Annotated in this window: 15 protein-coding genes and 1 pseudogene; 10 read left to right on the forward strand and 6 right to left on the reverse strand. The window is 65.5% G+C overall.

Features of this window, described 5'->3' with window-relative positions; genetic code table 11:
- Window positions 1-1,186 precede the first annotated feature (1,186 nt).
- The 3 genes from QA634_RS09440 (at window position 1,187) to QA634_RS09450 (ending at window position 2,864) form a co-directional block, all read left to right on the forward strand.
- Window positions 1,187-1,393 (forward strand): hypothetical protein, encoded by a 207-nt coding sequence (locus tag QA634_RS09440; RefSeq protein ID WP_236728750.1) that lies wholly within the window; start codon window positions 1,187-1,189, stop codon window positions 1,391-1,393.
- Window positions 1,394-1,738: 345 nt separating this feature from the next.
- Window positions 1,739-1,963, forward strand: coding sequence for a hypothetical protein (locus tag QA634_RS09445; protein WP_085984460.1), 225 nt, complete (start codon window positions 1,739-1,741; stop codon window positions 1,961-1,963).
- 148 nt (window positions 1,964-2,111) lie between these two features.
- A complete protein-coding gene (locus QA634_RS09450; protein ID WP_012331758.1) occupies window positions 2,112-2,864 on the forward strand; it encodes an IS6 family transposase in 753 nt (250 codons plus the stop codon).
- 553 nt (window positions 2,865-3,417) lie between these two features.
- On the opposite strand, the gene QA634_RS09455 is transcribed toward QA634_RS09450, so the two are convergent.
- Complete coding sequence (locus tag QA634_RS09455) at window positions 3,418-3,600, reverse strand: hypothetical protein (RefSeq protein ID WP_012331759.1); 183 nt, start codon at window positions 3,598-3,600, stop codon at window positions 3,418-3,420.
- 420 nt (window positions 3,601-4,020) lie between these two features.
- Between QA634_RS09455 and QA634_RS09460 the strand changes: the two genes are divergently transcribed.
- The 4 genes from QA634_RS09460 (at window position 4,021) to QA634_RS09475 (ending at window position 7,110) form a co-directional block, all read left to right on the forward strand.
- On the forward strand, window positions 4,021-4,377 hold the full coding sequence (locus tag QA634_RS09460; RefSeq protein ID WP_445928383.1) for a DUF2382 domain-containing protein: 357 nt from the start codon (window positions 4,021-4,023) through the stop codon (window positions 4,375-4,377).
- Window positions 4,378-4,380: 3 nt separating this feature from the next.
- A complete protein-coding gene (locus QA634_RS09465) occupies window positions 4,381-5,286 on the forward strand; it encodes a YsnF/AvaK domain-containing protein (protein WP_012331761.1) in 906 nt (301 codons plus the stop codon).
- Between the two features lie 935 nt (window positions 5,287-6,221).
- Entirely contained in the window at window positions 6,222-6,905 is a 684-nt protein-coding gene (locus tag QA634_RS09470) for a hypothetical protein (protein WP_012331762.1), read from the forward strand.
- The gene (locus tag QA634_RS09475) at window positions 6,898-7,110 is read left to right on the forward strand and encodes a hypothetical protein (RefSeq protein ID WP_012331763.1); all 213 of its coding nucleotides are present in this window, start codon (window positions 6,898-6,900) and stop codon (window positions 7,108-7,110) included. Before QA634_RS09470 ends, QA634_RS09475 begins: the two co-directional genes overlap by 8 nt.
- A 487-nt stretch (window positions 7,111-7,597) precedes the next feature.
- Here the strand turns inward: QA634_RS09475 and QA634_RS09480 are convergent, their stop codons facing one another.
- From QA634_RS09480 to QA634_RS09490, 3 genes are all read right to left on the reverse strand, one after another.
- Window positions 7,598-7,981, reverse strand: a complete 384-nt coding sequence (locus QA634_RS09480) for a helix-turn-helix domain-containing protein (protein WP_083784653.1) — start codon at window positions 7,979-7,981, stop codon at window positions 7,598-7,600.
- A gap of 450 nt (window positions 7,982-8,431) precedes the next feature.
- Entirely contained in the window at window positions 8,432-8,611 is a 180-nt protein-coding gene (locus tag QA634_RS09485; RefSeq protein ID WP_018261847.1) for a hypothetical protein, read from the reverse strand.
- 151 nt (window positions 8,612-8,762) lie between these two features.
- Entirely contained in the window at window positions 8,763-9,278 is a 516-nt protein-coding gene (locus tag QA634_RS09490; protein WP_150108615.1) for a hypothetical protein, read from the reverse strand.
- Window positions 9,279-9,344: 66 nt separating this feature from the next.
- Between QA634_RS09490 and QA634_RS09495 the strand changes: the two genes are divergently transcribed.
- A complete protein-coding gene (locus QA634_RS09495) occupies window positions 9,345-9,602 on the forward strand; it encodes a hypothetical protein (RefSeq protein WP_012331765.1) in 258 nt (85 codons plus the stop codon).
- Between the two features lie 59 nt (window positions 9,603-9,661).
- Here QA634_RS09495 and QA634_RS09500 read toward each other — a convergent pair whose 3' ends face one another.
- Complete coding sequence (locus QA634_RS09500) at window positions 9,662-9,880, reverse strand: hypothetical protein (protein WP_236728748.1); 219 nt, start codon at window positions 9,878-9,880, stop codon at window positions 9,662-9,664.
- A 260-nt stretch (window positions 9,881-10,140) separates the two neighbouring features.
- Here QA634_RS09500 and QA634_RS09505 point away from each other — a divergent pair, with 260 nt between their 5' ends.
- Window positions 10,141-10,515, forward strand: a complete 375-nt coding sequence (locus tag QA634_RS09505) for a hypothetical protein (RefSeq protein WP_265576573.1) — start codon at window positions 10,141-10,143, stop codon at window positions 10,513-10,515.
- Between the two features lie 385 nt (window positions 10,516-10,900).
- On the opposite strand, the gene QA634_RS09510 is transcribed toward QA634_RS09505, so the two are convergent.
- Window positions 10,901-12,208, reverse strand: a complete 1,308-nt coding sequence (locus QA634_RS09510) for an MFS transporter (protein WP_012331767.1) — start codon at window positions 12,206-12,208, stop codon at window positions 10,901-10,903.
- A gap of 248 nt (window positions 12,209-12,456) precedes the next feature.
- On the opposite strand from QA634_RS09510, the pseudogene QA634_RS09515 reads away from it, so the two are divergent.
- A pseudogene (locus QA634_RS09515) lies at window positions 12,457-13,210 on the forward strand (IS6 family transposase).
- Window positions 13,211-13,482 lie beyond the last annotated feature (272 nt).

Here is a 13,482-nt window from a genome sequence, read left to right on the forward strand (position 1 = left end):
AGAAACAATCATTGCACTTTCCTCGTTGCCGTACATTGCCGTGTAAGCGCAATTTCGGAGCAGATCCCGTGCCAGATGTCGGCATGCATTCAAGCATTACATTTTAGGAACGCGGCAGTGCTTTCCTGAATGGAGAGAGGATCGCCCTGCATGTCTGCCCCTTGTGCTCGCAGCGGAATTTGTCCGCTGCCGCGCCGCAGGGGCGTTGCGTTTGGTGCGACTACGTCCCTGACGCACGTGATATCGAGCCCGCCGACGCGCCCGCGCCATGATGCGGCTTCGCATTCTCGATCCGAGTACAGGCGAAGTGGTCACAGTCACCGTGCTGGATCTTTCAACCCTTGAACCCTTCGACCGAGACGGAGCTTTGGCACAGGCTCCAGAAGCAGGTCCCGAGCGGACCGAGGCGGCTCCGTTGCCCTCCTCACCGGAAGGGTAAGACCGGCACTGCCGAAGCGGGCCGTGGCGCAAGTCGGACCATTAACGGATTCCTGCCTCAATCCGCGCACCCTGATTGTTCCTCCCAGGGGACCACATGGCGACGATCCGCATCCTCGACCCGCTGACTGGCCGGGTCGTCTTGGTCGACCTGCCGCTGCCGGCTGCCCCACGTCCTGCTCCACGCCCCGCCGTAGCCATTCAAGGGCCGCCTCGTGCGCCGGGGCACGGCACGACGGCGCCGGAGAAGACGCAGGTGATGCCGCCGAGCGCCGTCCCGGCAGCTTGACGACCGTTCCGCTTGCCGCCGCACCTCATGCACCAGTCCCTCGGCATAGCCGCTCCAGAGTTGGATTGAGGGACGACAGCGGTTCGGCCGATCTGGAGGGCCGTGGATGGACGCGGCGGTGCAGGTGGGAGCCTGTGTGTGGCCGGCGATCGTCAGAACGGGCGCCACGGGCCGCCTGAGCCGCCCTGCTGGGCTCGCGAACGCGATGCCATGGCGCCTCATCGTTCGGAGCGCACGCGCTGCGGGCCGGCTACATCACCACGGCCGCGGAGCGCGGGGCCGACATGGCCCGGATCATGGACCAGAGCGGCTATCGAGATCCGCGGACAGTGGTGGGCTCCATCCGGCGGGCGAATGCCTTCAAGGGGCACTCGGGGCAGGGTTTCTGTAATGGAGCGTCCACGTCGCGTCGGCATGGCTTGGTACCGGTCCGAGGACTACGCCCGGATGCGAGCGTTCATGCAGGACGCAGACCGGCTACCCACCAGCTACGAAGCTTGGCGGATCTCGGCGGAGCAGGTGGAGGGCGAGGTGACGCGCAGCGGCGTGACCATGGTCCGCGTCCTCGTCGAGCCCGATGAGTTCGCCGCCGGGTGCAACGAGCACGGATTGCAAGCCGATGGCGCCGCGCGAGCCCGGTTCGCGAACGAGAGGATCGCGGGCTGAGGCGCCTCATGGATCCATCAGGGTACCACGCCCTGAACACCTGCTCGGCCGTCGTCCATCCCGAAGGCGAGATCCGATATGCCTCTCCCGACCGAGCATCAAGTCCGCGCCCTGCCCGCCGGAGCCCGGCCGGCGCGCGAGGTCCGATGAGATCAAGGCGTCATCGCGCGGGGCCGCGGCAGGTTCCGGCAGCGCGGCGGCCATCAGGCTTTCCGTTTCTCCTCCCGGCCTTCGCAGAGCACCGTCATCGGCCTTCTGCCACACAAGGTTTGTGTGATCCGCCTCACGGAAGCCGATCTCAGCCGACGCCATCCTGCTCTCACCTGACATGAAGAGGAGCAGGACATGATCAAGACCATTCTGAGCGCTGCCATCATCTCCGGCGTGGCCGCTGTCGCCCTGGCCGGATCTGCCGAAGCACGTGGCTTCGGTGGGCGCGGGTTCAGCGGACACGGCTTCCATCACGGCTTCCACGGTGGTGGCTTCCATCGGTTCGGCGGCTTTTACAGCGGTTCTTACGACCGTTGTGGCTACGGCTGGGGCTACTCGCGTGTCTGCTATTCCCGCTAAGGCACTCTGAAGCCGGGCGGCTCTCATCGAGAGATGCAGGGCCGCCCTAACCCGCGTCAGATGGGCGTGTCGCAAACGCGGATGGGTCCGCATTCACAGGCCGTTAGGCATACCCGCCCAGCTTGCCGCTCCGCTTCGGAGCTGGCCCATGATCCTGAACGCTCTCGCCCTCAAGCTGAACAGAAAGGCCCGTGGCGACTTCCGGGGCCGGCACTTCGAAGCCGCCCTCATTGTCCAGGCCGGCTCCTGGTACCTGCGCTACGCGCTGAGCTATCGTGACATCGAGGAGATGCTCCTGGAGCGCGGCCTCACGGTCGACCACTCCACCGTCAACCGTTGGGTGCTCGCCTACGCGCCGGCCATCGAGCGCCGCCTGCGCCGGTTCCGCAAACCGCACTGTGGCTCCGTGCGCGTGGACGAGACCTACATCCGCGTCCGGGGTCAGTGGCGCTACCTGTACCGGGCCATCGACAAGCATGGCGAGGCGGTCGACTTCCTGCTCACCGCCAACCCCGACCTGGAAGCCGCCAAGCGCTTCTTCCGCAAGATGCTACAGGATCATCCGCTTCTCGCGCCCGACCGGATCGGCACTGACGGCGCCGGCCCCTACTCGCCAGCCATCGCCGAGAGCCGCAAGGAGGGCCTGCTGCCGCGCGCTCCGACCCACCACGTCAGCAAGCACCTGCAGCAGGGGATCGAGAGCGACCACTTCCGGGTGAAGCGGGCGATGCCGCGGGTGGGCGGGTTCCGCTCCTTCCACACGGCCCGGCGCACGATCCAGGGCTTCGAGGCGATGCTGTGGCTGCGCAAGGGCTTCGGGTTCGCGGGCGCGTGGACCGTGCGGGAGCAGAACCACTTGCTCGCGCACTGCTTCGGCCTTCCCGTCGCGAACAAAGGGTGAAAGCGGGGCGGCAGAGGTCCTTCCGCGGCCTGCAGCCGGGTTTGCGACAGGCCCCCGGACTGCACGAACTCGCCGAGCGCCTGGCGTAGGGCGGTGTAGCGAGCACTGACGGCGTCCTCCCGCGTAGAAGGAGTTTCGGTCGGGGCACGCCGGAACACGCGCATGGCTCTCGTCGCGTGAGCGGGAGGTCGGTGAGCTTGTCCTACACCGACAAAGATTAAGGCCATCTGGCAGATGAATGGAACCTGCTCACGCTCGCGGCCCGGCCCTCCTGCGCTCGCATCTGTGCCCAGCGGCGTCAGCGCCGCTGGGCAGTCGTCCGCGCCCGCAGAGTATGACGGCAGCCTTGGCCAGCCAGCCGCGGCAGCACGAGGCGAGCTGAAGGTCGTCCTGGGTAACCACCGAGATCGCGCTGTCAGAGCGTCTCGCACCCCGTCGACCAGGGAGATCGGAGCGCAGATCACCAGCCGATGGAGGGCCAGGCCTTTCGTCACGCGCTCACCGTCAGCAGGATCTCCTGCCCGTGCGGGTGAACCTGGCGAAGCTTGGCTCCTCAGACAAGGAGCGCGATCAGCAAGTCGGCCACGACGCCGCCGGTCACGGCGAGGCCCAGCAGAACAACGCTGCTCAGCTGATCGAGAGTGTTCACGTCCCGGCTATCCCGGTGGAGCACCTGGTTGGCGGGCCCGTTGCTGGCAGAGGTCGTCTTCACGTTGGGGTAAACGCGTACGGTCATGAGCGCCTCCTCGGGGTGAAACGTCTCTCTCCAGCAAAAGTGTCAGCTCGGCGTCGGCCGTGCTGGCTCCACTTTCGCCAGGCTTGAGGGCTGCCCAAAACAGCAGAGTCCGGAACTTTGATCTGTTTCGGATAATTCACCCAAGCTCTCCACTGTTGCGGAAAACCGGACGAAAACAGAAGCCCTTTACATACGTTGGAACCCTGGCGTCAGTCCCTAGTTCCTCCGCCGAGCAGGTGGTGAACGATGACGCGAGGCTCTGACCCGAACGAAGGCGTGAATGGCGACGATCAGCCCAGCTCTGTTCATCATGCAGAGATGCGGGCGGAGACACCCGTAAGCACAAACAGGTCGGCTGATCGCTCAGGAATATACCAAAGCATTCCGCTGGCTGAGGAAAGCGCCCGGATCGACAAGCGCGTGGTCGAGACGGGTCGGGTGCGGGTGCGGACCCACGTCGCGCTGAGCGAGCAGGTGCTGCGCGAGACCCTGCGCAGCGACGCCGTCGGGGTGAGCCGCGTCCCGATCGACCGCGTCATCGCCGACGGCGAGCCGGCCCCTCAGGTTCGCACCGAGGCGGGGGTGACCATCATCCCCGTCCTGGAAGAGGTCCTCGTGGTCGAGAAGCGCCTCATCCTCAAGGAGCAGGTGCATATCCGCCAGACGACCCGGTGGGAGGACGTGGAGCTCCCCGTCACCCTGCGCCGCCAGCACGCGACCATCGAGCGTCTCCGGCCCGATGGCACCCCCAATCCCGATTTCCCCACGGAGGAGTAGAGCATGTCGCAGACCATCACGGCCCTCTTCGACAATCGCCGCGAGGCCGAGGCCGCCATCGAGCGCGTCGTCGCGCTCGGCGTGCCCCGCGCGCGCATCCGCCTCTCCCCGGAGACCCAGAGCAGCACCACGGCGACGGGCACGTCCTACGACCATCGCCGGGACGAGGGCGGCTTCTGGGCGTCCCTGAAGGACATCTTCATGCCCGACGAGGACCGCTACGCCTACGCCGAGGGCATGAGCCGGGGCGGCACCATGGTGATCGTCACGGCCGAGCCGGGCGATGCCAGCCGGATCGCGGACGTGCTCGAGGGCGCGGGCGCGGTGCACATGGACGAGCGCGAGGCGGCGTGGCGCCGCGAGGGCTGGACCGGCTACCCCGCCGCTGCCTCGGGCACCGCCGCGACGACCGGAACCGCCGCTTCGGCCTCCATGGCGACGGCCGGGCCCGCCGCGACCGCGCGCGGTGGCACGGTGGCGACCGGCACGACCGCGGGCCGCGATGAGACGATCCCGGTGGCCGAGGAGCGGCTGCGGGTCGGCAAGCGGGTGGCCGAGGCCGGCCGCGTGCGGGTGCGTTCCTACGTGGTCGAGACGCCCGTGCAGGAGCAGGTGGCTTTGCGCGAAGAGCGCGTCCATCTCGAGCGCCGGCCGGTGGACCGGGCGCTGACCCAGGCCGACGAGCGGCTGTTCGCCGAGCGGACGATCGAGGCCGCCGAGCGGGCCGAGGAGGCGGTGGTCTCGAAGGACGTCCGCGTGAAGGAGGAGATCGGGTTGCGCAAGGACGTCGAGCAGCGCACCGAGACCGTCTCCGACAAGGTCCGCCGGACCGAGGTCGAGATCGAGGACGAGCGCGGCAAGGTCACCCGCACCGGCACGACGGACACCCCCACCACGCCGCGGCGCTGACCACCTCGACGGCGATGGCGCGGCCCGGGTGTGGCCGCCCCACAACGGCGCCACCCGTCCGCACAATGGCCCCTCGCTCAGACTGGGCGAGGCGCCGTGCCGCATGTCCGTGCACCGGATCCTGAACCCGAAGGCGGCGTGACGGGCGGGCCGCAAGGAGACGTGACAGCCACCCTCGGCCCGGTGGCGACGCGGCCGGAGCCTACCTGCACGCTGAACGGTTCGGCCGCGCCACGGGGACACCTTCTCGGGTCCTGTCTCCGGCGCAATTCGCGTCGAGTGCGGACAGGAATAGCGGCCCGGGTGGCGCGATTAACCCATGTTGTCGAAGCCATCCCTTCGGCACACCCGCATCGACACTGAGCCGGCCGGGCCACCACCCCCGCGCCGGCTTCTCTTTGCGACGAGGAGCCTGGCGCAGGCCAAGATGTTGGTCGATCGGACAGGCACCAGTTTCCCCTGTGAACGATGCCCGGCAAGGTCCTAACCCTCCGCCGGGCGTTCGCGCGTCTGGATGCGGGCCATTCAGCGCGGAACTTAAGCATTCAAGGAAAGTTCCTGCTCCGCTCAACCGCCCGGCGGGAGATCCTTCATGAGCCTCGGCACCGACGGTAAGCGCGCCAATCAGGCGCCTTAAACTTTGGTTAAAACACAGATACGCCGCGGCTGTGCTTAGTGCAGCAGAAGCATGCTTATAGCAAGGCTTACGCTTGCCGTGCTGAGAAGGCCGATACTTGCTACCGTTTCTGCGATCATCGCCGCCTCCCTATGCTTGTTGAGACTGGCCATAGCGGGCATCAGGTGATTTGGCAACTCGGAGAGGCGGCCTAATTCATGCTCAGGTCACACATATCTAGCCAGTAATCAGCTTGCACACGGTCCAATCGACGGCCTTAAGTGCCTCGGATTGTTAACTGCCAATGACACGCGACCGGATGCCGAGGGAACTGGCCGGGCAGTACGCTGCCGCCCGGCTGAGCGACGCCGAGTACGAGAGATTGGACCGGGAGATCCGCGCGAACGTGCCGGTGCAGAGCCGGCGCTTCTGGGCCAAGCGGGTGAGGCCAAACCTCGGGAGACGTGCCGCCTCCCACCACCGCAGGATCGCCTGTAGCGGCCCGCTGCCGCCCACGCTCGCCGCCCGCTACACGCCCCACAAGCTCGCCGTCCTTGGCGTCATGGGGGACGCGCTGCGGTCCGAGATGTCGGTAGCCGAGATTGCCGCTAGAGCAGGTGTCTGCATCCGAACGGCGCAGTCTGCGTTGGGACTCGCGGAGAGGGGCGGCCTGCTCACCATCACAGAGCGGCCGAGGAAGGGCGCCAAGTCGATGACCAACGTGATCGACGTGACAAGTCGCGAGTGGCAGCAGTGGTTGAGCCATTCCCGGCGGCGGAGAGGAATAGGGTGCAAGCCGCTGCACCCCTCAGGTATGCAGAGTTCTCCTAATACGCCGGAACGGGTCGGAGACGTCGTTCGGCTCTCGGTGAAGCGGGCGGCGGCACCCTCGGTGCGCGTCCCAGCGATGGTGTTGCCAGCCCCGGAGGAGCCGAAGGAAGGGTCAAAGGCCGCCCTGGCGCGCTTTCAGCGGGCCTTCGTCAGGAACAGCGACGATGTCTGAGTTCTCTCGGATCAAAGAGACTGTCGATCGCGTCCTGGTTTCGAGTCAGTCAGACGAGGTGACGCGCATGCTCGCGACAGCTTTGCGCCAGATGGCGGACATCGTAGAGCACCAAAGCTGGCGTATCGCGACACTGGAAGAAGCGAACCGCGAGACGGAACGTCGTCTCTCTCCGCGGGATGATGAAGAGCCGCCCGTCCCGTGAAAGAGGGTACCGGCCGCGCCTCTCACCATGTCGATGACCGCCGGCTCTCGGTGTTGTTGCGGTCACTGCCGAGTGGGCCGTGCCAAGCTATCGTCCAGACCTGGCAGACGGGCGAGACTACTTGGGCGCGACCGGCGCGCAACTCGTTGGGAGCGGAGAGAAAAGCCCGCCGCAGCAGGGCCGGGCGGGCTGAAGTACAGCTCAAGACGCTCACACCAAAGCACGATGTTCCCGGCAACGAAACTATCATCATGCTGCGCTGTGCTGGATTGTGTGGTTTCAGACAATTTGAGCGGTGCGATTATAGCCAAGCAAGTCCACATTTCAACGTAAGCTAACGGATTGCCCGCTGCACGTTCCTCAGGTCAGTGCCGTCTGCACATTGCGCAGGTTGAGCGCTGTCATGTCGGAGAAGCCGGTCGTTCGCATAATCGGTAGTATGGGGCGAGAAGCGTCCACTACGGCGGAACGGCACCAGGTGGCGCATTCACTCAGGCAAACGCCTGCGCTGACGAACACGAGCACCGTCTGGACGCTCCGCACAACAAAGCGGTTCAACCTGCTGGTGCTTCTTCCGCCATGCGCTTGGCGTCGTGCCGGTCCAGCGCCGGAAGGCGTGCGTGAACGCGGCCGGCTCCGAGAATTCCAGCGCGTCCGAGATCTCCGCCAAGCGCATGTCGGTGTTAACCAACAAATGCTTCGCAACTTTAAACCGCGCTTCGTTGAGAACTTTCGTGAAAGTTGTACCCTCGGACTTCAGCCGGCGGCTTAGTGTGCGCCGAGTGAACCCAATCACCTCTGCGATTTCTACTTCACTGATTGGCATTTCAATCACAAAGGCGCGCAAACGTTGAGAGAATGTGTCTGCCATGTCTGGAGCGGATACGATAGTCTCGGAACGCATAGCTAAGCAAGCCCAACAGACTTGTGAGTATGGAATCAATACTATCCATCGCGTGATAGCGCAACCAGCGGCCGGATCAACGAACCCTGTCGGGCCGGCATCTCGCGCGCGGGGCGGCGCGGGGCGCGTAATGGCCTGTATGGGACCCGTTATGGCGCCTTTGGACAGTCTCCGAAAGCATTCCGGCGTGCCTCAGACTGGCCGTCAGTCGAGGGCCAGTCTATCGTCCTCCGGCGGGACCTTGCGGGCCACCATCTCGACTGTGCTAGTCTTTGGGCGTCCGCTCCAGGCCCGCACGCCCGGAGCAGGGCCGCGGGCCGGGTCCGAAAGCGGCACTGAAGACCCGGCCCGCTCAAAGGAACGCCGGCTCGGGAGGGGGAAGCCCGGCCGGCGTCGAAGGGGGAAGGTCCATACTCCTCATTCATCGCGTGGCCGCCCGGTCGGTTCCGGCCGCTGAGCCGCGCCGGCGTACCTCTCCGCGATGCCCTCCACGATGGCCCGGAGGTTCGCGACGACCCACGAGCAAGCCGGCGGCCGGCCGGCGTTGAAGAACCAATCGCCCGTGTCGGTCGGCTCGATGATGAGCGCCTCGGGCACGCGGTCGAGGTCGCCATCCCTGCCTGCCAGTGCTGGATACGGTTGCCGGGGCCCTGGTGAGATCGGCGAGCCGGCCGGCACCGAAGTGCTCCGCCGGCACGGGATCATGGGCGGTCCAGTTTATGGCTCCAGCTCGTCGGCCATTTCGGCGCTACGCATTGTCGGGATCTTGCTTGCCGCCTTCGATGACCGAAAAATTCATCCGATGATGTATCGAGTATGTTTGTTTGATCGCTTGCAGAAAAGATGCGTGTCCAGGATCAAGGTTTGCAAGAAATCCATCGAGGGCCGACTCTGTTTCTTTCTCGTTGGTAAGGCCACTGCGCTCCAATACACGCAAAATGTGCCTGAGGATCAGAGCGGTTCCTATTTGAACAGCGTCAACGGAAACCGGCTCTTGATCGGCCATTGACGCATTCTCCCTCTTGTCCTCAGCCGCGGCGTTGGCGGGCATTGTCCACCTTGCTGGGAATAGTTCGGTCGAGGCTGGCGTCATACGCCTGGAGCCCGGCCCCACACCGCTACTCACCATTTCGTGGATCTCAGTGTTGCCCTTGGCGCCGGTCACGTCGACGTTGATCGCTACGCAGTTCGGCGCGGTCGACTGGTTCGAGTTGGCGCCGACCTGCATCGTGACAGGGATCCACTTGCCGTTCGGGAGCGGCACGTAGGCTTCCGGCTTGCGCTCCTCGCCGATCTCGCTCCGGCCCGGCCGTACGCCTACATCCCCGCCATGCCCGACACGCCCACCGTCGGCGAGCTGTTCAAGCTCAACGCTGTCACCGACGAGCAGCTCAACACCGCTGTGCGGGAGTACCTGGACGACCCCACGCCCGACATGCGCCTGATCGCGAAGGGCGTGGCGATCGACATCGCCGCGGCCGTGGCGAACCACGAAATCCCCAGAGACGTGCTGGAGGATCCCGGCCTCGGCGACCGGGCGCGCCGCATGGTGGTCAGGACGGCGATCCTGATGGCGCGGGCCGGTTGAGCGAGACAATCATGGGCCTGATGGGGCCGTCCACCCCATCAGGCCCATCGTCCTCGCGGTCACGGCTGAGCCTGCATGGCCTGGAGATAGGCCCGGCGGCAGTGCAGAGCCGCCAGAGTCTCCTCGATCTCCCGCAGCACTTGGCGCGCCTCCGCGGTGTCCTGGCCGCGGCGCTCCTGGGCCTCAACCAGTAACACCTGCTCGGCTTGGCGCGCGGCCCCCTCGGCGATGAGCTGCTCGATGACGTCGAGGGCGGTGTCCTCGGGAAGCTCGGCCATGGCGGGCTCCATGGGGTCTGACCCTGGATACTCGGCGAGTATGGCGATCAGGGGCGCAATCCGGGACATGAGTGCACCCTTTCCTGCAGTACTTCGTCAACCATCCTGCGGCAGGCTGATCTAGCCGAGCTGATGCCCCATCCTGCTCGGCCCTGGCGGCGGCCCGACACTAACCCGTTCGCAGAGTCTGTCGGGTCGTCGCCTCCGGGATTTCGAGACCGCTCACCCCCGTTGCGTCTCCGGTGCGTCCAGGTGGCACCGTGATCATCGGAGTGCCGCACGTGCCGGCGGCGCACGCCCGGATCCCGAACTACCTGATCAACGCGGTGCCGCATCACCTCACGTGGTGGACAAAGGCGGCGCTGGAAGCGGTCGCAGCCCGGGCCGGTCTGGTCAGCGCCGCGGTCGAGATCGCGCCCTGGAGCGACGTGGATGCGATCGTGTACTGGATGGAGCGCTGCTCACCGGTGAAATGCTGCCAGGTTCATTATCGGCACTCCTGGGCGTGGCACGCCTCCGCGCTGATCGGCTTCATGGGTGGGTTCGTGATGCGGAAGCTCAAGCCGGAGCCGTTCCGCCCCGATGATGAGGGTGCATCACTGCTGCTGGTGGCGCGCAAGCCCGCAATCGCATGATCGATCCGCCTTAAGGTGCACTCAATGCACCAGTTGTGTCTGCATGGGCATTCCCATACGAACTCTTGGGACGGCAGTAGACACCAACTGTGGGCCGGCACCGAACGTTAAGGCGGCGCTCAGCACCCCGTCAGGCCCTCATCTAGCCCAAAGTAAGGCACGCGACCTGCGCTCCCTCCCGGACAGAATTGTCAACAAAACGACGGTTTTTCAGCCACTTAATCCTGTAAGGATTGTGTGCCAGGAAATCAAAATCAGACGCCGGCGGTGTCTTGCCCGCCTGCCACACCGAGGTCGCTCGCATAAGAGCGGCGTATGGAACCAGCTCGCAAATCCGCCTTGCGGACTACGCCGCGCTGCCCATCCGCAGCGCGGCAAATATCCCCTACGCCGTCGTACTCGGTGCAGTAGAAACTGCCTCACGCCCGCGCTCTGGCACGAGGGACAGGGCTGCCGAGATTAGCGCGAACAGCACGAGCGGCAGCAAGCTCATCGTGAAGCTGCCACTGGCATCCTTGATCGCGCCGATCAGGTAGGGGCCAAGGAAACCGCCGAGATTGCCTACCGCGTTGATCGCCGCGATGCTGGCGGCGGCGGTAGCAGGACGCATCTGCTCGGTCGCCAGTGCCCAGAACGGCCCCTTCAGCATGTAGACACCGACCGCTGCGACCGTCAGCGCGCAGATGACGGGGACAAGGCCCGACAGCACCGTGCCGCCGGCGAGCCCGAGGGCAAGCACTAGGAAAGAGAGCGCGAGGTGCCAGCGACGCTCTCGCGTCTGGTCGCTGTGGCGGCCCCAGAGGATCATCGCCACCGAGGCGAAGCCGTAAGGGATGCTGTTGAGCAGGCCGGTCTCGAAATTACCGAGGCCGAAACTCTTGACGATCTGTGGCGTCCAAAACGAGAGCCCATAGCTGCTTGCCGTCGAGCCGAAGTAGATTGCGGCGAACAAGATTAGTCGGCGGTCACGCAGCGTCTCCCGCATAGGGGGCTTCGCCTCTCCGCCGCTAGCGTTGTTCCGCCCCGCCTCGCTCCGGAGGCGCAGTTCGAGCCAATCGCGCTCGGCTGGAGGCAGCCACGCGGCTTTGTGCGGACCGTCGGGTAGGACCACGAGCACGACACCTGCCAGCAGCACGGCGGGCAACCCTTCGAGGATGAACAGCCACTGCCAGCCGGCCAGGCCGAGCCCGGTCACGTTGAGCAGCGCGCCGGAGATCGGCGAGCCCAGGAACGACGAGATTGGGATCGAGATCATGAAGATGCCGACGATCCGCGCCCGGTACTCGGACGGGAACCAGTAGGTCAGGTAGAGGATCACGCCCGGGAAGAACCCGGCCTCCGCTACGCCGAGCAGGAAGCGCATGGCGAGGAACGACCACGGCCCCTGCACGAACGCCATGGCGACGGAGATCAGGCCCCAGGTCGCCATGATCCGGGCGATCCACAGCCGCGCCCCGTAGCGCTCCAGCATCAGGTTGCTCGGTACCTCCATCAGGAAGTAGCCCAGGAAGAAGATCCCAGCGCCCCAGCCGAATACGGTGGCAGAAAGGCCGATGTCGTGGTTCATCTGGATCGCGGCGAACCCAACGTTCACCCGGTCCAGGAATGAGACGAAGTAGGCAAGGATCAGGAACGGCACGAGCCGCCATCCGATCCGCCGCATCGCCGAGCGTTCCAGTTCGGCATCAACCATGGCGTTCCTCCTCGTTGGCGGCCGTTTCGAGGCCGTTTATGGATGCAGGACCTGTTTATAGAGGTGGCCTGTTCATCTGTTAATTGACGCGACTCCACACTCTGCCGAGAAGGAGACGATTTTGTCGATCCAGCTTGACGACCTCAGGCTCAAAGCCGCGAGGGGCCTGTCGCCTACGCGAATGAGCCGACGTTCACGGGTCGTTAGCCATGCCCGCCCAGCTTGCCGCTCCGCCTCGGAGCCGGCCCATGATCCTCAGCGCCCTCGCCCTCACGCTGAAGCGGCAGGCCCGAGACGACTTCCGAGGCCGGCATTTCGAGGCCACCCTCATCGTCCAGGCCGTCTCCTGGTACCTGCGCTACGCCCTCAGCTATCGTGACATCGAGGAGATGTTCCTGGAGAGGGGCATGGAGGTCGACCACTCCACCATCAACCGGTGGGTGCTCGCCTACGCGTCCACCATTGAGCGGCGCCTGCGCCGGTTCCGCAAGCCGCACTGCGGCTCGGTGCGCGTGGACGAGACGTACATTCGGGTCCGGGGTCAGTGGCACTACCTGTAGCGCGCCATCGACAAACACGGCGAGGCGGTCAACTTCCTGCTCACCGCCCAGCGCGACCTCGACGCGGACAAACGCTTCTTCCGCAAGATGCTACAGGATCAGCCGCTGCTCGCGCCCGACCGCATCGGCACCGATGGTGCTGGCCCTTACCCGCCGGCGATCGCCGAGAGCCACAAGGAGGGCCTGCTGCCGCGCACGCCCACCCACCACGTCACCAAGCACCTGCAGCAAGGGATTGAGAGCGACCACTTCAGGGTGAAGCGGGCGATGCCGCGGGTGGGTGGGTTCCGCTCCTTCACCACGGCCCGGCGCACGATCCAGGGCTTCGAGGCCATGCTGTGGCTGCGCAAGGGCTTTGGCTCCTCAGGGGCGTGGACCGTGCGCGAGCAGAACCAGCTGCTGGCCACCTGCTTCCGGCCTCGCCGTCGCGAACAAAGCGTGAAAGCGGGGACGGGGAGCCCCTTCTGCCGCCTGAACCCGAGTTTGCGACAGGCCCCTGTTGAGTTGGTCTATTCAGGGGATGCGCTCAACCGCGTCCTGTGTAGGACCGGGTTGCTGCACTCTCCGGTGTCCTCCGCCGAGTGCGGCAGGCGGCCGGGCTTGCCGAGAACCTTGAGCCCGGCCGCCGCCCTCAGGCCCGCTCCAAGATTTTGTTCTTAGTAGCAAAGAAGTGCTGGTGATTGTCCGGGTGTGCGACAGAGCACACCCGTGCAC

It is taken from the genome of Methylobacterium sp. CB376, from assembly GCF_029714205.1.
Classification (GTDB): domain Bacteria; phylum Pseudomonadota; class Alphaproteobacteria; order Rhizobiales; family Beijerinckiaceae; genus Methylobacterium.